16 protein-coding genes and 1 pseudogene are annotated in these 19433 nt (G+C 38.5%); 9 read left to right on the plus strand and 8 right to left on the minus strand.

Annotated features, from left to right (window positions below; all coding sequences use genetic code 11):
• Nucleotides 1–158: 158 nt before the first annotated feature.
• On the plus strand, nucleotides 159–1730 hold the full coding sequence (pckA, locus tag BN8061_RS04680; protein WP_068596923.1) for a phosphoenolpyruvate carboxykinase (ATP): 1572 nt from the start codon (nucleotides 159–161) through the stop codon (nucleotides 1728–1730).
• A gap of 148 nt (nucleotides 1731–1878) precedes the next feature.
• On the opposite strand, the gene BN8061_RS04685 is transcribed toward pckA, so the two are convergent.
• On the minus strand, nucleotides 1879–4641 hold the full coding sequence (locus BN8061_RS04685) for a bifunctional aconitate hydratase 2/2-methylisocitrate dehydratase (RefSeq protein ID WP_068596926.1): 2763 nt from the start codon (nucleotides 4639–4641) through the stop codon (nucleotides 1879–1881).
• 461 nt (nucleotides 4642–5102) lie between these two features.
• Between BN8061_RS04685 and BN8061_RS12160 the strand changes: the two are divergent.
• The 3 genes and pseudogenes from BN8061_RS12160 (at nucleotide 5103) to BN8061_RS04695 (ending at nucleotide 6824) form a co-directional block, all read left to right on the plus strand.
• Nucleotides 5103–5890 (plus strand): annotated as a pseudogene (locus tag BN8061_RS12160) (lyase family protein).
• Between the two features lie 71 nt (nucleotides 5891–5961).
• Nucleotides 5962–6399 carry a hypothetical protein gene (locus BN8061_RS12165; RefSeq protein WP_235802685.1) on the plus strand — a complete coding sequence of 146 codons (438 nt, stop codon included), beginning with the start codon at nucleotides 5962–5964 and terminating at the stop codon, nucleotides 6397–6399.
• 176 nt (nucleotides 6400–6575) lie between these two features.
• The gene (locus tag BN8061_RS04695) at nucleotides 6576–6824 is read left to right on the plus strand and encodes a hypothetical protein (RefSeq protein WP_068596927.1); all 249 of its coding nucleotides are present in this window, start codon (nucleotides 6576–6578) and stop codon (nucleotides 6822–6824) included.
• Between the two features lie 69 nt (nucleotides 6825–6893).
• On the opposite strand, the gene thiL is transcribed toward BN8061_RS04695, so the two are convergent.
• Entirely contained in the window at nucleotides 6894–7943 is a 1050-nt protein-coding gene (gene thiL, locus BN8061_RS04700; RefSeq protein WP_068596930.1) for a thiamine-phosphate kinase, read from the minus strand.
• Between the two features lie 3 nt (nucleotides 7944–7946).
• Nucleotides 7947–8453, minus strand: coding sequence for an acyl-CoA thioesterase (locus BN8061_RS04705; RefSeq protein ID WP_068596932.1), 507 nt, complete (start codon nucleotides 8451–8453; stop codon nucleotides 7947–7949).
• A gap of 96 nt (nucleotides 8454–8549) precedes the next feature.
• Between BN8061_RS04705 and BN8061_RS04710 the strand changes: the two genes are divergently transcribed.
• Nucleotides 8550–9389 carry a universal stress protein gene (locus BN8061_RS04710; protein ID WP_068596934.1) on the plus strand — a complete coding sequence of 280 codons (840 nt, stop codon included), beginning with the start codon at nucleotides 8550–8552 and terminating at the stop codon, nucleotides 9387–9389.
• 43 nt (nucleotides 9390–9432) lie between these two features.
• Here the strand turns inward: BN8061_RS04710 and BN8061_RS04715 are convergent, their stop codons facing one another.
• Genes BN8061_RS04715 through BN8061_RS04725 form a run of 3 tightly spaced genes read right to left on the minus strand, consistent with a single transcriptional unit; the run spans nucleotide 9433 to nucleotide 12030 of the window.
• Nucleotides 9433–10785 (minus strand): TlpA family protein disulfide reductase, encoded by a 1353-nt coding sequence (locus BN8061_RS04715; protein WP_094745856.1) that lies wholly within the window; start codon nucleotides 10783–10785, stop codon nucleotides 9433–9435.
• 27 nt (nucleotides 10786–10812) lie between these two features.
• Nucleotides 10813–11286 carry a ribonuclease HI gene (gene rnhA, locus BN8061_RS04720; RefSeq protein ID WP_068596937.1) on the minus strand — a complete coding sequence of 158 codons (474 nt, stop codon included), beginning with the start codon at nucleotides 11284–11286 and terminating at the stop codon, nucleotides 10813–10815.
• A 12-nt stretch (nucleotides 11287–11298) separates the two neighbouring features.
• Nucleotides 11299–12030, minus strand: a complete 732-nt coding sequence (locus tag BN8061_RS04725) for a lysophospholipid acyltransferase family protein (RefSeq protein ID WP_068596939.1) — start codon at nucleotides 12028–12030, stop codon at nucleotides 11299–11301.
• A 101-nt stretch (nucleotides 12031–12131) separates the two neighbouring features.
• Between BN8061_RS04725 and pgi the strand changes: the two genes are divergently transcribed.
• Nucleotides 12132–13787: a glucose-6-phosphate isomerase gene (gene pgi, locus BN8061_RS04730; protein WP_068596941.1), complete on the plus strand. Its 1656-nt coding sequence runs from the start codon at nucleotides 12132–12134 to the stop codon at nucleotides 13785–13787.
• Here pgi and BN8061_RS12015 read toward each other — a convergent pair.
• A complete protein-coding gene (locus BN8061_RS12015; RefSeq protein ID WP_204207192.1) occupies nucleotides 13760–14008 on the minus strand; it encodes a hypothetical protein in 249 nt (82 codons plus the stop codon). The two genes, pgi and BN8061_RS12015, sit on opposite strands and share 28 nt — an antisense overlap.
• Nucleotides 14009–14359: 351 nt before the next feature.
• Nucleotides 14360–15055, minus strand: coding sequence for a YjjG family noncanonical pyrimidine nucleotidase (locus tag BN8061_RS04740; RefSeq protein ID WP_068596945.1), 696 nt, complete (start codon nucleotides 15053–15055; stop codon nucleotides 14360–14362).
• A 52-nt stretch (nucleotides 15056–15107) separates the two neighbouring features.
• Between BN8061_RS04740 and BN8061_RS04745 the strand changes: the two genes are divergently transcribed.
• Genes BN8061_RS04745 through BN8061_RS04755 form a run of 3 tightly spaced genes read left to right on the plus strand, consistent with a single transcriptional unit; the run spans nucleotide 15108 to nucleotide 19433 of the window.
• On the plus strand, nucleotides 15108–16367 hold the full coding sequence (locus tag BN8061_RS04745; protein ID WP_068596947.1) for a lipopolysaccharide biosynthesis protein: 1260 nt from the start codon (nucleotides 15108–15110) through the stop codon (nucleotides 16365–16367).
• Between the two features lie 7 nt (nucleotides 16368–16374).
• Entirely contained in the window at nucleotides 16375–18240 is a 1866-nt protein-coding gene (gene asnB, locus BN8061_RS04750) for an asparagine synthase (glutamine-hydrolyzing) (RefSeq protein WP_068596948.1), read from the plus strand.
• A complete protein-coding gene (locus BN8061_RS04755) occupies nucleotides 18237–19433 on the plus strand; it encodes a glycosyltransferase family 4 protein (protein WP_162270405.1) in 1197 nt (398 codons plus the stop codon). The genes asnB and BN8061_RS04755 overlap by 4 nt, the downstream gene beginning before the upstream one ends.

A 19433-nucleotide genomic window follows, 5' to 3' on the forward strand; every position in this document is an offset into this window, starting at 1 on the left:
TCCAACTTAATTTTTACTATGCAAGCATAATAGTCGTTAAAAAAGGCATTTTTAAGCGTATATTTACGTGATATAAGTCAAATTTCTAATCTAGAAATTATTCTTATTTTTGAAAGATAAAAATTAAATACGAATTCCTCAAATAAAAACGACAAATAATGAGTTTAGATTTAAGTTCTTATGGAATAAAAAACGCCGCAGTACGCTATCAGTTATCTGCAGATGAATTAGAACAAGAAATGTTGAAAACCAATCAAGGAGAGCTGACCTCTTCGGGAGCGGTCAATTTTTTGACGGGTGAATTTACCGGTCGTTCGCCTCAAGATCGTTTTATCGTAAAAGATGAAATCACAGAAAATACAGTATGGTGGGACGGGAAAATCAACATTCCGTTCGAGGCAGAAAAATTTGATGCCCTGTACGATAAAGTGATGGAACATTTGAGCAACCGTACTTTGTATGTGCGCGATGCTTACGCTTGTGCAGATGATCGTTACAAAACCAAGATAAAAGCAATTACCGAAACGCCAGGTGCAAACTTGTTTATTTACAACATGTTCATTACCCCTACGGCAGAAGAGTTGAAAAACTTCGGTGACGCAGAGTGGACCATCATCAACGCGCCATCTTTCAAGGCAAATCCGGAAGTTGACGGGACTCGCGCGCATAATTTCTCGATTTTGAATTTTAAACGTAAAATCGTTTTGAATGGAGGAACAGGTTATACAGGAGAAATGAAAAAAGGAATTTTCTCTGCTCTTAACTTTGTCTTGCCTGTCGATCGTAATGTATTGCCAATGCACTGCTCTGCAAACTCTGGCGAAAACGGTGATACCGCGATGTTTTTTGGTTTGTCTGGTACAGGAAAAACAACCTTGTCTGCCGACAAATCGCGCCGATTGATTGGTGATGATGAACACGGCTGGACGGCAGATAACACGGTTTTCAATTTCGAAGGAGGTTGCTACGCAAAGGTCATCAACTTGTCTGCAGAGGGTGAACCAGAAATCTTTGGAGCAATCAAAAAAGGTGCGTTATTAGAAAACGTAATCATGAAAGAAGGAACAAACGAAGTCGATTTTGCCGATGCTTCTATTACAGAAAACACACGCGTGAGTTATCCGATCGATTATATAGATAATATCGCTGTGCCTTCGATTGGTAAGAATCCAAAAAATATATTTTTCTTATCGTTTGATGCCTATGGTGTTTTTCCGCCAATCGCAAAATTAAATCCCGACCAGGCAGCCTATTTGTTTATCTCGGGTTATACTTCGAAAGTTGCTGGTACAGAAGCAGGTGTTACAGAGCCACAAACGACATTTTCGAGTTGTTTTGGAGCGCCTTTTATGCCATTGCACCCAACCAAATATGCCGAAATGTTGAGCGATAAAGTAGCAGAGAGCGGTGTGAATGTTTGGCTAATCAATACCGGATGGAATGGTAAAAAACAACGCATGTCGTTGAAAGACACGCGCGCTGTGATCAATGCTGCGTTAGACGGTAAACTGAACGATATCGCTTACCGAAAAGATGCTTTCTTTGGTTTCGAAGTGCCGGTTGCCATCGATGGTGTGGATGTAGAAAAGTTGGATCCGGCAACCTCGTTTGATTCGCAAGAGGCTTATGAAAAGAATGCGAAAGTGTTGGCAGATAAGTTTAAAGAAAACTTCAAGAAATTCGAGGAATTTGCTTCTGCCGAATTGCTTTCAGGAGGACCATTGGTGTAAATTCTTATCTTAATTATTATAATAATGGGCGAAGGAATTCTGATTTCTTCGCCTATTTTTATTAAACCTATATGTAGGTGATGGTATAAAAAAGCTGCCTATAATTGGCAGCTTCGAATGTGTGGTTATGGTTAATATTAGTTCATAATTAGTTCATCGAAATCGGTTTGAATTTGGTTAAATCGATTCCTTCAACCGCAGCCTTGTATTCTTCAATATTCGGAATTCTACCGAGTATTGAAGAGAGCACGACTACAGGGGTAGATGCCAAAAGCGACTCTCCTTTTTTGGTTTCGCTGTCTTCTACAACTCGACCTTGGAACAAACGAGTAGAGGTCGACATTACCGTATCTCCTTTTTCAGCTTTTTCTTGGTTCCCCATACACAGGTTACATCCTGGTCGTTCGAGGTACATGATGTTTTCGTATTCTGTACGTGCTGTGGTTTTTGGTAGCAAATCACTGAATTCGAATCCAGAATATTTTTGCAACATTTCCCAATCGCCTTCTGCTTTCAACTCATCAATGATATTATAAGTTGGAGCAGCAACTACCAATGGCGCATTGAATTTCACTTCACCATTCTTGGCTTCAAGATTACGCAACATTTTAGAAACAATTTTCAAATCGTCTTTGTGCACCATACACGAACCAACGAACCCTAAATCTACTTTTTTGTCTCCATTGTAGAATGACAATTCGCGAATGGTATCGTGTGTGTAACGTTTCGAAACGTCTTCGTTGTTTACATCTGGATCGGCAATCATAGGTTCGTCGATGATATTGAGGTCAACCACTACTTCTGCATAATATTTGGCATTTTCGTCTGGTTGCAATGCTGGTTTTTCACCCGAACGAATTTCAGCTATACGTTTATCAGCTTTTTCAATCAATCCTTTCAAAACTTGGTTGGTGTTATCCATGCCTTTATCGATCATGATTTGGATGCGAGATTTGGCAATTTCTAATGATTGGATTAAGGTTTCGTTTTGTGAAATACAGATGGATGCTTTTGCCTTCATCTCTGCTGTCCAATCGGTAAAAGTAAAGGCTTGATCTGCTAACAATGTTCCGATATGAACTTCGATAATGCGTCCTTGGAATACGTTTTCACCGGCAAATTGTTTCAACATTTGTTGCTGTGTAGCATGCACCACATCTCGGAAATCCATGTGTGGTTTCATTTCACCTTTGAACGTAACTTTCACCGATTCTGGTATTGGCATAGAAGCTTCGCCAGTTGCCAAAGCCAAAGCTACCGTTCCAGAGTCGGCACCAAATGCAACTCCTTTCGACATACGGGTATGCGAGTCACCTCCTATGATGATTGCCCAATCGTCAACCGTAATATCATTCAAAACTTTATGGATAACGTCGGTCATCGAGTGGTATACACCTTTTGGATCACGAGCTGTGATTACTCCAAATTCGTTCATGAATTTCATCAATTTCGGAATGTTGGCTTGTGCTTTTTTATCCCAAACCGAAGCAGTGTGGCAACCGGATTGGTAAGCTCCGTCTACCGTAGGCGAAATTACGGTAGCCGCCATTGCTTCTAATTCTTGAGCGGTCATCAAACCAGTTGTATCTTGTGAGCCCACGATGTTTACTTTCACACGTACGTCTGATCCTGCGTGCAAGGTTTTCCCTGGTGTTACGCCTAAAGCGTTTTTATTGAATATTTTTTCAACTGCTGTCAAGCCTTGTCCTTCAATCGAAACTTCTTTGGCTGGTGCAAAGACGGTCGGAGCTTGAATTCCTAAGGTTTCTGCAGCAAAGGTTTGAATTTTTTTACCAAATACTATGGCGTATGAACCACCTGCTCGGATGAATTCCATTTTTTGAGGCGTCAACGATTTCGAGATGTCAATCAATTCTTGATCTCCGTGGTACAGTTTTTTAGTTTTGGTATTGATGGTAAGAATAGTTCCAGTTTCTACCGAATATTTTTGTTCCAAAACGGGTTCGTTGTTTTCGTTCAAAACAAGGTTTCCGTTTTCGTCTACCTTTTTCACCCAGTTTTGTAAGTCAATTCCAATGCCGCCAGTAACATCAACCGTTGTAAGGAAAATTGGCGAAATACCGTTCGTTCCCGCTACGATAGGTGCGATATTTACAAACGGAACGTAAGGCGAAGCTTGTTTTCCTGTCCACAACGCCACGTTGTTTACTCCAGACATTCGAGAAGATCCTACACCCATTGTTCCTTTTTCTGCAATGAGCATTACTTGGGCGTCTGGATGCTGAGCCTTCATGGCGGTGATTTCTGCCTGAGCTTCTGAGTTGATCATGCATTTTCCATGCAATTCACGGTCAGATCGCGAGTGCGCTTGATTACCCGGAGAAAGTAAATCGGTCGAAATATCACCTTCAGCAGCAATGTAGGTCACCACTTTGATTTCTTCTGGAACTTCTGGCAGCTTGGTGAAGAATTCTGCTTTTGCATAACTCTCCAAAATATCTTTAGCCACAGCATTTCCGGCATGGTATGCGTCGGCCAATCTTTTGGTGTCTGCTTCGTACAAGAAAACTTGAGTTTTCAATACTTCTGCTGCTTGTTTTGCGATGTCTTCGTTGTTGCCCAAAGCCAGATCCAACAATACTTTGATCGATGGACCACCCTTCATATGCGATAATAATTCGAAGGCAAAAGCTGGAGTGATTTCTTCGACAACAGCCTCTCCCAAAATGATTTCTTTCAGAAATTCAGCTTTTACATCTGCAGCCGGAGTGGTGCCAGGCAAAGTGTTGTAGATGAATAATTGTACCGAATATTTTCGGTTTTCATTGTTTGCATCCTTTATTTGCGCAATGATTTCGCTCAACAATTCAGCACTATCGATTGGTTTCGGATGTAAATCTTGTGATTTTCTTTCTTCAATTTCATTAAGGTATTCCTTATAAAGACTCATCATACTAATGTGTTTTTTTGATATTAGTAGGTTATTTTCATAACCTGTATTATTGATTTCTCTTCGTTGCGTTCTTTTTCAGTTTTCAGATTCACTAAAACGGTATAAATTAAGATTTGAATTGCAAAAATTGTATTTTGATTTTGGAACGCAAAAATAAGTTTTTACTACCTAATATTTACGATAATTGAATAAGTTTTGATGATATTCTAATAATTTAGATTTATTATAAAAAGATGTGTAAATTATTAATATATAAAAAATTATGATTCTTAAATTTTGATTTAAACATTAATAATTTTCAAAATTATTAAAATCGTAAAGATTGGCACGCTAAATTATCGACTTGAATTTTGAAGAAAATAAGCCTGTATATAAATTAATTTTTAATGTATAAAAATACATATTATTTCTTCTGCTTTCTGTACATTTTGCACCCTCAAAAATAAAAAAATAGTAATATGAAGATTTTGGATAAAGGCTATTCGATCAACGAAAAGATCCAAAACTTTACCATCGGGAAGGATAGAATTTATGATGTTTATTTGGCGCCATACGACACTTTGTCAACCAAAGCGCATAGGCATACGTTACACAAAGTTGGGTTGATCGATGATCTCGAGGCCGAATTATTGGCGCTTTCGCTTGATGATTTTTATCGGGAAACGCAAAAGCAAGATTTTGTAATAGAAGACGAGTACGAGGATATTCATTCCAAATTAGAAAGTTTTTCGATCGAGCGTTGCGGTGATGCGGGCAAAAAAATTCACACGGCGCGCTCTAGAAATGACCAAGTTTTGGTGGCAATTCAGTTATTTCTAAAAGATTATTTGAAAAAGCTGAACGCCAAGACCTTAGAGCTAGACGATGTTTTGGGTGTAAAAGCAGAAGAATTTCGAGATTTTTTGTTGCCGGCTATACCCATTTTCAGGCGGCTATGCCGAGTAGTTTTGGTTTGTGGTTTTCGGCGTATGCCGAAAATTTGCTGCTGTCTTTGCATTTTACCGAAGCTGTTTTTGAGTACGCCGACCAAAATCCTTTAGGTTCTGCAGCTGGCTATGGCACCTCTTTCCCAATAGATCGAATGCAGACGACAGCCGAATTGCAATTTGGTAATTTGTTGGTGAGTTCCGTTTCTGCTCAGATTTTGCGCGGCGCAACCGAAAAGGCTACTGCCAACGTGATAGGCGCGATTGCAGCAATCATCTCGAAAATGGCTTACGATCTCGTGATGTATAATTCGCAATAGATGGGATTTGTTGAGTTGCCAAAAGAAATGACCAACGGTTCTTCGATTATGCCCCACAAAAAAATCCAGATGTGTTCGAGCTTATTCGTGCACAATGCAATAAAATTCTTGGAGTTTCGAATAGTTTAACCTTGATGACGAATAATTTGCCAAGTGGTTATCACCGCGAATTTCAGCTGTTGAAAGAGGTGTTATTCGAACCGATGATTCAGTTTTTAGATATTTTGGACATCATGCTTTTTGCAATTCCGCAAATTAGGATCAAAAAAGATTTTATGGAACAATTAAAATTTGATACCATTTTCACAGTAGAAACGATTAACAGAATGATTCAAGAAGGTGTACCGTTTCGGGATGCTTACAAGCTTGTTGCAAAATCTGTTGACGAAGGTAAGTATCGGGCAACAAAAGATTTCAAAACCACGCATATTGGAAGTATTCATTTCCCTGGATTCGAAATTTTGGATCAAAAAATTGAGTCTTTCAAACAAAAATCAAAACTTTGGTGAGCTGAATTTTTTGTAAAATAGATTTTCAAAAATCTAAAAATCAACGTTTTGTAAAATAAAAATGATTGTACAAACAGACTACAAGTAGTTTTCAAGTTCAAAATCGAAAGTCGTTCTACATTTGCTATGTCAAATGACGAAAACAAAAAAGTTTAAACAAATAAAAAATTAAGAAAATGAAAAAAGTATTCATGTTAGTAGCTGTTGCTACTCTTTCTTTCGGAGCTATCTCTTGCGAATCTAAAGAAACTACAGTAGTTGAAACTCCAGCTGTTGAAGAAACTGCAGAAGTTGTTGATTCTGTTGCTACTGATGCTGTTGAATCTATCGATTCTGCTGCTACAGAAGCTGCTCAAACTGTAGAAAACACAGCTGACCAAGCGGTTGAGGCTGTAGAGAACGCAACTGAAGAAGCTGCTCACTAAGAATTACAGTATCGAAAAATAAAAAAGGTCGAGCGCAGCTCGACCTTTTTTTGTTTATTCTTTTGGATGTCAACTTTCGTTTGCTGTCCAACCTTGGGCAACTAAAGGAACTTTCGATTGATTGCCTTTGGTGATGAGGTAATTTTCACTTCCTTTCTCGCCAACAAATCCGATGACACTAAAATGCGGATTTCCTTTGATTTTCTCGAAATCTTGCTGTGCAATGGTGAACAACAATTCGTAGTCTTCGCCTCCGTTCAGGGCGCAGGTAATAGGGTTGATGCTGAATTCTTCAGCTGTACGGATAACCGAAGGATCTAACGGAATTTTTTCTTCGTAAATCTGTATTCCAAAACCACTGTGCTTCGATAAGTGAATCAGTTCGGAAGCCAATCCATCCGAAATATCGATCATCGAACTTGGTTTTACCTCGAGCTCTTTTAGAATTTGTAAAACATCTCGTCGCGCTTCTGGTTTTAATTGCCGCTCGATGAGGTAGGTATAATTTTCGAAATCGGGTTTATTATTGGGGTTAATTTTCGTCACTTGAGCCTCACGTTCCAATACCTGTAACCCAAGAAAAGCACCACCAAGATCTCCCGATACTACAATCAGATCGTTTTGTTGAGCGCCGGTGCGGTATACTAGGTTTTCTTCTGGGGCAGAGCCAATTGCGGTAAGCGACACGGTGAGTCCTGTTACTGAGCTAGAAGTATCACCTCCAACCAAATCCAGTTCCAATTTGTCGCAGGCATACTTTATTCCGTTATAGATTTCGTCTACCGCCTCTACCGTAAAGCGATTAGATAACGCTATATTTACAAGCAGTTGCTTAGGGGTCGCATTCATGGCGATGATGTCGCTTACGGTTGCCATCGCCACTTTATAGCCCAAATGTCGAAGCGGCATATAATCCCAACGAAAGTGGATGCCTTCTACAAAAATTTCTGAACTCACCACTGTTTTTTCGGTTTTGTAATCCAACACAGCTGCATCGTCGCCAATGCCTTTGATGGTTGAATTTTGTTTCGGTTGAAAACCTTGAGCGATTTGTTCGATGAGTCCGAATTCTCCTAAATCTTCAAGACTTGTTTTAGCTATATTTTTATCTTCAAACATGTTTTATAATTGTTTAAAAAAACTTGGATCTATATTTTGTGGAAACGCCGGAAGGTTCTTCAAATCTGATTTGCTGAGGACTTTCACTTCGCGATTGGCAATCGATTTTTTCAAACCTTCTAATAAAGCTGTTGGCGGAGCCTTCATTTTTCGATCGGTAAGTGAAAACCACACGCCGACGAGTTTGCTTTGGCAAAGATGCGTTCCGTCTTCGCGGTACAGATTGTGTAAGAAAGAGTAGATCATCCCATCGTCCGACATCCCATCAATCTCCACAGTGATGTAGATTTCCTCGCCCTCGTAGGCTTCTTTGAAATACGAAAACTGTTCGTGCAAAATGGCTGGTCCCATCTGCAATTGCCCAAGATCTTTCATGGTAACGCCAAAATCGCGTAAGAATGCAATACGGGCATAGCTGGTAAAATTGGAAAAAGAACTGTTTGCCAAGTGTCGATTGGCATCTAAATCTGACCAACGAACCACTGTTTTCTGAAAATATAGTTTCTGCATGATTTCTTTTTTTACAAAGATAAAGGTAAAAATAGAAGTGATTTGGCAAATTTTTCGTAAATTGAAACTGCTTAAAAAAGGTTTAAATATGGTGTTATGAAAAAAATATTATTTCCTACCGATTTCTCAGAGACAGCAAAAAATGCGCTAATTTATGCATTGAATCTAGCCGAAAATCAGAACGCTGAAGTCTATGTTTTACACTCATACAGCGCTCCCATTATCAATAGTGGCACAAGTCCGGAACTTATTTTTTCGGTTTACGAGAGCATAGAACTCGGTACGTTTGAGAACTTTAAAGATCAAATTCCAGAAATACGCGAGCTTGCCGAACAGCATAATTTGGGACATATCCCAATGAAATTCATCATGAAAGAAGGGTTTTTGGTTGCCAACATCCAAGATGTCGTTTCAGACGAAAATATCGATTTTGTGGTGATGGGTACCAACGGAGCTTCTGGAATCGACAAAGTTTTATTCGGATCGAATACGATGAACGTGATCAGCAAACTGAAAGCTCCAGTACTTTGTGTGCCAATTGAGGCTTCGTTCAACGGGGTGAAATCGATTTGTTTCACGACCAATTTCGAAGAGAAAGATAAAGATGCTTTGTACCATATGTTGGAGATTGCTGAACGATACAATGCTATTGTACATTGTTTGCACATCAGCAGTAACGAAGAAATCGACAAGGGTAAAGAACTTGTAGAATGGCAACAAGTATTTGCCAACGAACCTGTGCAATTCCATGTCATTTATAATGAAAAAGATGTAGAAAAAGCAGCAATGGATTTCATAGATGCCAATGGCGTAGATGTAGTGGCGTCTGTTGCAAGACACCGAAGCTTTTTCGAGAAGCTTTTTGGAAGAAGTTTTACCAAGAAATTAGCGTATCACAGCAAAATTCCAATGTATGTTTTTCATGAGAAAAAATAAAACTAACCAAAAAACGCTAGCTTCTGACTAGCGTTTTTTTTTATTATAAATCGAGATGCTCGTTGATGAGTTTTCGAATTGTTGTGCTCGATGGTGTTGGCGCTTCCGAACTGATGAGTTTACCGTTCTTGCCAATCAAAACAAAACGCGGAATGTATTGTATAGTCAACTGTTGTAAAAACGGATCGCTCGCTACAGCAGCTTCACCAGCGAAGACTTGCTCAAAATTAAAATTAACCTCTTTTATCGTTTGCAGCCATTTCGCTCTATTTTGTTCATTATCAATAGAAATTCCCAAAAATACGATGTCTTTTCCCTTATATTCCTCTGCTAAGGTTTTCATATGCGGAAACTCCATAAAACATGGGCGACACCATGTAGCCCACAAATCGATATAGACCAATTTGTTTGGATGTTCTGAAAGGTTGAATATCTTGTTTTTTGAATTCGGAAAACTGAAATTGGCAACCGCATTGTTTTTTGCAGCGTCCATTTTTGTTTTCATCAGCTGGGCTTGTTCCAGAATTTTCGGGTTGTTGGTATTCTCGACGATCGCCTGATAGATAAGCGCTGCATCGCTAGAATTTTGATGAATGTTCTGAATCAAATCTTGTAGAAATTGATCTTTTATAGGTTGCGCCTTGATTTTATTGATGACCTCGTTAATGCTTTGATTTTTAAGATGATCATCTAAAACATAACTCACCAATTGGCGATAAATCGGAAGTCGCTCGTAATCTTTCTCGTTGTTGATGTCCAAATTTTTTATCTCTTTTTCGAATTCGGGCGTAAGCTTTGGAAGCTGATTGTTGAAATAAGCATAAGCATCTTGATAGACAAAAAGATTCATCAAATATTCATAATACAAATTTTTCTTTTCGGCTTCATAAAAACTTGCTTCCACATCGTTTTTGATAAGGTCCAAATCGTTCAGAAAAGCTTGATAATATTTGTTTACGTCTTGCAGATATTCGTTGGCAGGTTTGGAATAAAATACTTTTTCGTTGCTCAACATCGTCTCTATTTTGTTCTCTTTGCTTACGATAAAGTTGTTGCGTACTTCGCCTTTTCCAGAGAATTTTAGGCTGCTTTCCAAATTTTCATAGTTGGCATTCAGCACCAAATTATCACCTGGAATCAGGTAAATCGGGAATTCGTTTCGCCCTTCGGTAAAGGTAAAATACCCTTCGTGAGCGAGTTGAATAGTGTCTTTGAAATTGCCGTCTGCATCTAGTGCAAAGCCTTTTTCTCGGTTGTTCAATAGAACATAAACACTGTCGATGTTTACGTTGCGCAACTGACCGCTAAAGGTGACAACGTTTGGCGTAGTTTCTTTTTTACAACCAACCACGATCAGTAAGCATAATAGTAGGGTGGAGAGTTTTAATTTCATCATGATTCTTTCTGCATTGCAAAAATAGGATTAATCTTCTGATTCTGTCGCCTCGAAAATGTAATCTATCAAAAAATTTTTTGGCGTATTGGATGCTTGCACGGCCAACTCATCTGCGCGTTCGTTCCAAATGTTTCCGGCATGACCTTTCACCCAAATAAATTGCACTTGATGCAAAGGATAAACTTTGAGAAATCGACGCCACAAATCTTCGTTTTTCTTTCCTTTGAAGTTTTTCTTTTCCCAACCGAAAACCCATTTTTTTTCGACTGCATCTACCACATATCGGCTATCGGTGTAGATCGTGATCAAGCTTTTTGGTTTTTTGAGTAATTCTAATGCAACTATGACAGCCAGCAATTCCATACGATTGTTGGTTGTTCTACGAAAACCTTGTGCAACCTCCTTTTTTATTTTTTTTTCTGTTTCTAATAAGATTACACCAAAACCTCCAGGTCCTGGATTACCAAGAGAAGAACCGTCTGTAAACGCAACAATAGCCATGTGTAATTATTGTTAAGTGTTTTGTAAATTTTCCAAAATTATTTTTCTACAATATGCCTTCAGGTCTTGTTTCGTGTAGTGCGAAGAATCTACGATTTCGAGCAAAGTTACTTCAACTTTTCCAGGATAACCTTTAAAATAATCAAACGGAAACATTTCTTTTAATCCTTTTATAGTAAAAACAGCTATCGGAGTTTGGGTTTCTTGAGCAATGGCAAATGCACCGTCTTTGAACTGATCCAATACCAAGGTGGTGTCATCTGGAACTCCTCCTTCTGGAAAAATAAAAATGTTGAGACCGTGGTTGAGTTTACTTTTTGCCAAAGGATAGACCTGAGCCCGACTTCGCAAATTCGATCGATCTACTGGTATGGCAACGCGTTTGTAAATGTGTCGGAAAATCGGAATTTTCAACAATTCGGCTTTGCCCACAAATACAATAGGATGATTTTTCAGCACGTTCAACATCAGCATGATGTCCATGGGCGAGGTGTGATTGGCGATGAAAATATAGGTCTGATTTGGATCTAATTTTACCTTTTCGATCAACTTTTTACGAAATCCCATTCCGTAAAAAGTATAAGTTCCCCAAAACTGAATGAATTTGTAGGCGATAGGAAAAGTCTTATCGGTTAAGGCAAGCGGAATCACAAGGAATACCCCAACGACTACCACATAGAGTACCGTAATCAAGAAGAACCAAATTTTCCAAACTACATTCAAAAATCCAACTAAAAAATTCATTGGCTACACCGTTTTTGTGTAACGAATATATGAAAAACGAATAGAACTTATTTTTTTTTGAAACATTGTCGAATTAAATTTGTTGAAAATTGCTTGTAACAATGGCATTGAAAAATATTAATCCAATCAAAACCTCTTCTTGGTCAAAATTAGTTGAGCATTACGACCAAATAAAATACGCTTCACTAGAAAAACTATTCGAAAAAGACAGCAAACGTTTCGAGAAATTCAGTATACAGTTTCATGATTTGTTGTTGGATTATTCGAAAAATCTAATCGATGACGAAAGTATAAAATTGCTGATTGAACTTGCCAACGATTGCGACCTCCAAGATGCTATACAAAAAATGTTTAAAGGCGATGCCATCAACACCACCGAAAACAGAGCGGTATTGCATACAGCTTTGCGCAACCGAAGCAACACGCCTGTTATCGTCAACAACGAAGACGTTATGCCTCAAGTGAATCGAGTTTTGGATCAGATGAAATTGTTTTCTGAGCGGGTTCTTTCTGGCCAATGGAAAGGCTTCACAGGTAAAGCAATTACCGATGTAGTCAACATTGGGATCGGAGGATCCGATATCGGACCAGCAATGGTTACCGAAGCACTGAAACATTACAAGAATCACCTTAATCTTCATTTTGTATCCAATATCGATGGTACCCTTCTGGCAGAAGTTCTGAAAAAAATAAATCCAGAAACGACTTTGTTCATTATTGCATCTAAAACCTTTACAACGCAAGAGACCATGACCAACGCGCAGTCTGCAAAGGATTGGTTTTTAGGTCGAGGCGCAGCAGAAAGCGATGTCGCCCAACATTTTGTTGCGGTCTCGACCAATAGCGAGGCGGTCGAAAAATTCGGGATCGATACACAAAACATGTTCGAGATTTGGGATTGGGTTGGTGGTCGATATTCGTTGTGGAGCGCCATTGGATTGAGTATTGTTTTGGCAATAGGATACGATAATTTCGAAAAATTATTGGATGGAGCGCATCAGATGGATCAACATTTTCGCACAACTGATTTCCGAAAAAATATTCCGGTAATATTGGCTTTGTTAGGGATTTGGTATAATAATTTTTTCGGTGCCGAATCTGTCGCTATATTGCCTTATGAGCAGTATTTAGCTCGTTTTGCAGCCTATCTTCAGCAAGGTGATATGGAGAGTAATGGGAAATCGATTAGTCGTGGTCGAGCGTTGGTACCCTACCAAACTGGTCCCATAATTTGGGGCGAACCTGGGACAAACGGGCAACATGCCTTTTATCAATTGATTCATCAAGGAACAAAGCTTATCCCAGCAGATTTCTTGGCGGCTGCCCAATCATTAAATCCGATTGGCGATCATCATCAGAAATTATTATCGAATTTCTTTGCGCAAACCGAAGCCTTAGCCTTTGGTAAAAAAGAAAAAGTCGTGATCGCAGAGTTGAAACAACAAGGTAAATCTGAAAAAGAAATCGAAGCGCTCAAAGCTTTTAAGACCTTCGAAGGCAATCGACCAACGAATTCTATTTTATACAAAAAACTTACACCCGAAATGCTCGGAATGTTGATTGCGATGTACGAGCATAAAATTTTTGTACAAGGTGTGATTTGGAATATTTATAGTTTCGATCAATGGGGAGTAGAATTGGGCAAACAGTTGGCGAATACCATTCTATCAGAAATCAAAAATGATGAAAATGTAAAGTCGCACGACAGTTCGACCAACGGCTTGATCAATCAATACAAAAAATGGCGTAGCCAATAACGAGAAATAATTTCTAATAACTCCTCGAAAAAAGTTTTCAAGCTTTTTTCGGGAATTGTTGCTGTGCAGTTTAGTCTTTCTTTTTCATCTCTGGCAGAAACGATGTAGAAAAACTTTTTATCAACCAATGGTTTCAAAACCCTGATATCCCATTGACTTCCTACAAAGATGGATGCTGCAAACATATCGGGATAATTGGCATTCAAATAAAACGAAATCATCCCGCCCATCGATTGCCCTGTGGTATAAATTCTGTTATTTATATTTTCAATCTCACAGAATATATAGCGTTATTTTTGAATTTACCTTGCGTTTTTCGTTTAAACTAATGAAAAATGATAGTAGATCATCAGTGTAGTGATGCTTAGAATGTTGTTTTCATAATTTAAAATTCGCTATTTCCAGTAATAATTATATTTAAAACTTTCCAAAAAAAGAAGACTTTACTTTGGATGGCGTTGAAGTTTTAAATCAGAAAGAATTAGAACAACTACAAAGTTTTTACGGCTGCGAACGATAGCAACGAAGCATAAAATAGGAGATTACAGCCAAGGCTTAGCTTAGCGATTCCTTTATAAATAGTTTTTTACTTCTTTCAAATGTTTGATGGTGGGGACGCCATCCATTACAAAATTATCATCCAATCGATCAACAAAAATGGCTTCCATCCCGTAAGCTTTTGCTCCAACTGCATCGGCAATCCAATCATCGCCAATGTATATCGATTCTTTTTTTTGCGCATTGGCTTTGTGCAAGGCATAATCGAAAATTCGAGGATCGGGTTTCAAAATTTTCAGTTCGTCTGCATAAGTGACGGTTTCGAAATATCCTTTAAGGTCGGATGTTTCAATTTTTCGTTTCGATACTTCGATAAAACCATTGGTGATGATGTGAAGAGCATATTTGGGTTTTAGATAATCGAGCAAATCCAAAGCTCCTTCAACCAACTCGTTGTAGTTGGTAATGGTCTCGATGTATTCATGCTCGAATATTGCCGCCAATTCGGTGTTGTGGATTCCCAAATGTTCAAAAGCTTCACGAAATCTACGCTCTCGCAACTCTTCTTTGGTTATGCGTTTGTCGCGTATGAGTGCCCAAAGGCTTTCGTTGCTTTCGTGGTAATAGGGGTGAAATTCTTCGAAAGTATAGCCGTATTTTGCTTCTACATCATATTTCTTGTACAATTCGGCCAAGGCAAGTTTGGCATTTTTACGGAAATCCCAAAGCGTATTGTCGAGATCGAAAAAAACATGTTTTATCTTATTCATAGGTACAAAGCTAAGCTATTTTGTGTAGATTTGTTTGTTAAGAATTTTCCACTTGAAATTACAATTCAAAAAATTCCAAACCCAAAATGCCAAAGGCGTGTTGTCGCTGTTGGCTGGAAATACTGTTGCCCAATTGGTGATGGTTTTGGGTGGTTTTGTTTTGGGTCGATGGTATGGGCCAGAGTTTTCAGGGACTTATAATGTATTTTTGAGTTTTGTGGCAATTTTATCGATTTTGTGTTCGTTCAGACTCGAAAATATCTTTGTCATTTCGAAATCGCCAAAAGAAATTCGCAACTTGTTTTCGAGCCTTATTTTGATCAGCACCATCGCCATTACCTTGTTTTTTTTGGGCTATTTCGTGGTAGAAAGAATCATTCCGCTAGGGACTTCGCTTTGGATCGTTTTTCTGAGTTGTTTGGGCGCGATTTTTACGGCGTGGTACAACATTCAAACCTCGTTGTTCACCAAGTATAAATTGTTTCGGAAAATTTCGATGGGCTTGGTCTTGAATGCCATTTCGACCATTGCTTTTCAGTTTGTATTTTATGGATTAGGATTTTATGCCAACGGTCTGATTTACGGAACTTTGGTGGGAACGATAATCACGACCTTTTATTTTTTCAGCATTACCAAAGGACGATTTTCTAAGATTGATTTCAATTTGGCGCAACAAACTGTAAGGCAAAATTCAGAAATCGTGAAATACACCTTGCCGTCAGAGTCACTGAATGTGATTGCCAACAGCATCATGAATATTTTGTTGGCATTTTATTTTGCCAAAACCGATGTAGGTTTTTTTGCGATGGCATCCAAAGTTTTGGTTACGCCACTGGTTTTGTTGTCGAACTCGATGTCGAAAGTTTTTTTTCAGAAATCAGCGAAAATGGCGCATGCAAAAGCTCATCAATTATACGATTTATCGAAACAAGTGATGCGGTACAACGTGGGATTGATTGCAATATTTCTACTTTTAATGAACACCGTTGGCGTCTATATATTAGAATGGATTTTGGGCGACGCCTGGCGAGGATTGGACGTTTATGTGTGGATTTTATCTTTTTGGGTGTTGTGTCGCAGCGCGCTAAATCCGATACAATCGGTGGTTTTGGTAATCAAAAAGAATCATTATGCATTGCTTTTCAACGTATATTTAGTGGTCATCACCTTTGTTTCGGTTTTTATCGGAGGTTCGAAACATGACATCAAATTTACGTTGATGCTGTATTCTTTTTTGGCAGGATTAGGCTATTTGGTGCAACTTTACTTTGTTTTGAAAGCATTGAAAAAATTAAAAACGTATAAACAATAGATAAAATATGTGTGGTTTTTCGGGTATTTTTACCAAACAAAAGATAAATGATGCGGCCATATTGCGATCGCTGGCGGCGATAAAGCATCGGGGTCCCGATAACACGATACACGCTACGTTCAGCAATGATTTTTCAGGCTTTTCGAGTGCATTGTCCGATACAGAAACGCAAGAGAAATTGCCCTTGTCAGACGGAATTGAATCGGATAATTGGATTGGCTTCAACAGGCTTTCGATCATGGATTTGTCGAATCGTGGAATGCAACCATTTTACGACGAAGTTACCAAAACGGCATTTCTCTTCAATGGGGAAGTTTACAATTTCGGAGCGTTGAAAAATGAATTTTTACAAAATGTAGAATTCAAATCCAAATCAGACTCAGAGGTAGTTTTTCAGCTTTACTTGAAGTTGGGCGACGATTTTGTTCATCATTTACGCGGAATGTTTGCGATTGTGGTGGTTGATTATGCTCACAGTCGACTAAAAGTTTGGCGAGATCGTTTCGGCATAAAACCTTTTTATTATTATTTAGATAATCATCAATTCGTTTTTTCTTCAGAAATCAAAGGCATTTTTGATACAAATTTTGTTGAAAAAATAATCGATTATCAACATTTGGCTTATTCTTTTTATCTGAATACCAATTTCGCTCCGAATACGATTTATCGAGACGCAAAATCTTTGGAAGCTGCAACACAATTGACGGTTGATTTGTCGAACTTCGAACATTCTAAAAAAACATATTGGACGTTAGACTATATTCCCGATTTGCAATCGATCGACTCTACCACCTTTCTGAAAGATGTAGAAGAGGTTGTACAACTTGCTTCGATGGCTGATGTTAAGCAAGCCTTGATGTTGAGCGGAGGTTTGGACTCGGGATTGTTGGCTTATATTTTGGGAAAATTGGGCAAAGAAATAGATGCGATTACCATTTATAACGAATACGATGATGCTCAAAACGAACTGAAATTTGCTCGAAGTAATGCCAAAAATTCAGGAATGAATTTGCTCGAAATCGAGATCGACAACGAAGTTGACCTCGAGACCATCAAGACCTATTTGTTGGCAGAAGAAGAACCCAATATTTGTCCGGAAGTTGCTTATTTTTTGTCGGAAAAAGCCCATGAAAAAAAATATGCAGTCTTGCATAGCGCATTGGGTTTAGATGAGCTGTTTTATGGTTATGCCTATTATTATTGGGCTAAAATGGGACAACGATTAGAGCCGATGCTCTTCAAAAAGATGAAATATTTGCTAAAAGGTAAAAAGCGTTATAAATATGAAGAATTGTCTGCTTTTGGGTTGGTGGCGTTGCCTTTTGTGATGAGAAGTACGACGAGTTGGCAATCGATACAAGCATTATTTCAATCGCACGGAAGTTCTGAATGGGCGCATCCAATCCAAGCCTTATTGAAACAAGTTGCGCAAACCAATCCGAGTTTTGAAAAATTTCCGTTGTTGAAGCAGTTGTCCTATTTAGATTTTTATTATTACATCAGCTCTCATCACGCCATGCGCTCCGATGTTCCGTCTATGCGTCATCAAATCGAAATGCGTTTTCCTTATTTGGATCATCTTTTTGTGCAGAAGTATTTCAACTGTTCGAGTTTGGATCACGATTTAACTTTGAAAAATAACAAACCATTTCTGAGAAAAGCCGTAGTAGACATTCTACCCGAAGATGTTTTGTATATGCCAAAGAAAGGTTTTTCGATGCCCACATCGGTTTGGTTAGACAAGGTAGAGGTAGGGCGCGACTTTCCAGAAGTGGAAGCAGTTTTTGGTGATTTGGGAGAAGAATGGATGAACGATCCATCGAAAAAATGGTGGATAATTTCGGCAAGTTTAGTATTAAAAAATCAAAAATGAATCAACAGAAAATCGTTTGCTTTTTGGCCGATCAACATACGTTATACGACGACAGAATTTATTGGAAGCAGGCTCTATCGCTCATAAAAGCTGGTTATGCGGTACATTACATCACAATCGGAAATGCAAGAGGAAAAGGAACGACCAAAGAAGGCATTCATTTTTTGCAACTGAAAAGAAAAAAATATTTGCCAACAGTACTATTGAATTATTTGTTGAAGAAAATACCGTTTGTAAAAACAGAATACGATGAGGCACTCGCGTATTGTAGACTGCTGAAGGTAGACGTTTACCACATACACGATGTACGAATCAATCGAATTTTAGAAAACTTAAAAGCTCTTCATCCTCAGGCAAAATTTATTTACGACGGAAGAGAGCCGTTGGATAAAAATCTAAAGGATTATCGTTTTAGAAATTCGATTTTGCCCAAATTTCTCACCAATCGTTATGCAACTTACATCCAACAATGGGAGTATGAAAAGGTAAAACGATATGATTATATTTTTACTGTAGACCATGGATTGTACAAACGTTTCAAGCAAAATGTTCCGAATGTTCCGGTAGCGAATATTTACAATTTCACCAATTTGAAACACCAACGAGAGTCGCTCCTATATGAAGATAAAATCTACGATGCTGCCTATGTTGGCGGACTTTCGGAGATGAGAGGAGCATTGGTTGCAGTGAAAGCAACGAAATACGTAGTAGAAAAATTTCCGAATTATAAATTGCTGTTGCTGGGACAAATACACGATGGAGAGTTGCAAAAGAAGATCGACCGTTTTGTTGCTGAAAATCAATTAGACCAAAATATCGTACAGCAAGCATCTGTACCGCATCAGGAGGTTTCGGCTTATTTCAATCGGATAAAAATCGGGTTGAATCCTCTGCTGTACGCCAAAACCCACGAGGAGATTATCCAGATCAAATTGTTCGAATACATGAATTTTGGAATTCCGATCATTACAAGCAATTTTGGCTATATGAAGCAGTATGTAGAAGAAAATAATGTTGGTCTTGCGATACAACCCAACGATGCGCAACTTTTGGCAGAAACCATTGTTGAGTTGTTGTCGAATCGAGAGCAGTACGATTTGTTTTCTAATAATGGAATAAAAGCGGTAGATGAAAAGTACAATTGGGATTTGATGGAAGAGAAAATGTTAGCAATATATCGTAAATTAGTCTGA

The sequence above is a fragment of the Vaginella massiliensis genome (genome assembly GCF_900089075.1).
Lineage (GTDB): Bacteria > Bacteroidota > Bacteroidia > Flavobacteriales > Weeksellaceae > Weeksella > Weeksella massiliensis_A.

Excerpts from the sequence above, each read along its gene's own strand:
- pckA (WP_068596923.1), top strand. The coding sequence starts at position 159 with ATGAGTTTAGATTTAAGTTCTTATGGAATAAAAAACGCCGCAGTACGC.
- BN8061_RS04685 (WP_068596926.1), bottom strand. The coding sequence starts at position 4,641 with ATGAGTCTTTATAAGGAATACCTTAATGAAATTGAAGAAAGAAAATCA.
- BN8061_RS04695 (WP_068596927.1), top strand. The coding sequence starts at position 6,576 with ATGAAAAAAGTATTCATGTTAGTAGCTGTTGCTACTCTTTCTTTCGGA.
- thiL (WP_068596930.1), bottom strand. The coding sequence starts at position 7,943 with ATGTTTGAAGATAAAAATATAGCTAAAACAAGTCTTGAAGATTTAGGA.
- BN8061_RS04705 (WP_068596932.1), bottom strand. The coding sequence starts at position 8,453 with ATGCAGAAACTATATTTTCAGAAAACAGTGGTTCGTTGGTCAGATTTA.
- BN8061_RS04710 (WP_068596934.1), top strand. The coding sequence starts at position 8,550 with ATGAAAAAAATATTATTTCCTACCGATTTCTCAGAGACAGCAAAAAAT.
- BN8061_RS04715 (WP_094745856.1), bottom strand. The coding sequence starts at position 10,785 with ATGATGAAATTAAAACTCTCCACCCTACTATTATGCTTACTGATCGTG.
- rnhA (WP_068596937.1), bottom strand. The coding sequence starts at position 11,286 with ATGGCTATTGTTGCGTTTACAGACGGTTCTTCTCTTGGTAATCCAGGA.
- BN8061_RS04725 (WP_068596939.1), bottom strand. The coding sequence starts at position 12,030 with ATGAATTTTTTAGTTGGATTTTTGAATGTAGTTTGGAAAATTTGGTTC.
- pgi (WP_068596941.1), top strand. The coding sequence starts at position 12,132 with ATGGCATTGAAAAATATTAATCCAATCAAAACCTCTTCTTGGTCAAAA.
- BN8061_RS12015 (WP_204207192.1), bottom strand. The coding sequence starts at position 14,008 with ATGATTTCGTTTTATTTGAATGCCAATTATCCCGATATGTTTGCAGCA.
- BN8061_RS04740 (WP_068596945.1), bottom strand. The coding sequence starts at position 15,055 with ATGAATAAGATAAAACATGTTTTTTTCGATCTCGACAATACGCTTTGG.
- asnB (WP_068596948.1), top strand. The coding sequence starts at position 16,375 with ATGTGTGGTTTTTCGGGTATTTTTACCAAACAAAAGATAAATGATGCG.
- BN8061_RS04755 (WP_162270405.1), top strand. The coding sequence starts at position 18,237 with ATGAATCAACAGAAAATCGTTTGCTTTTTGGCCGATCAACATACGTTA.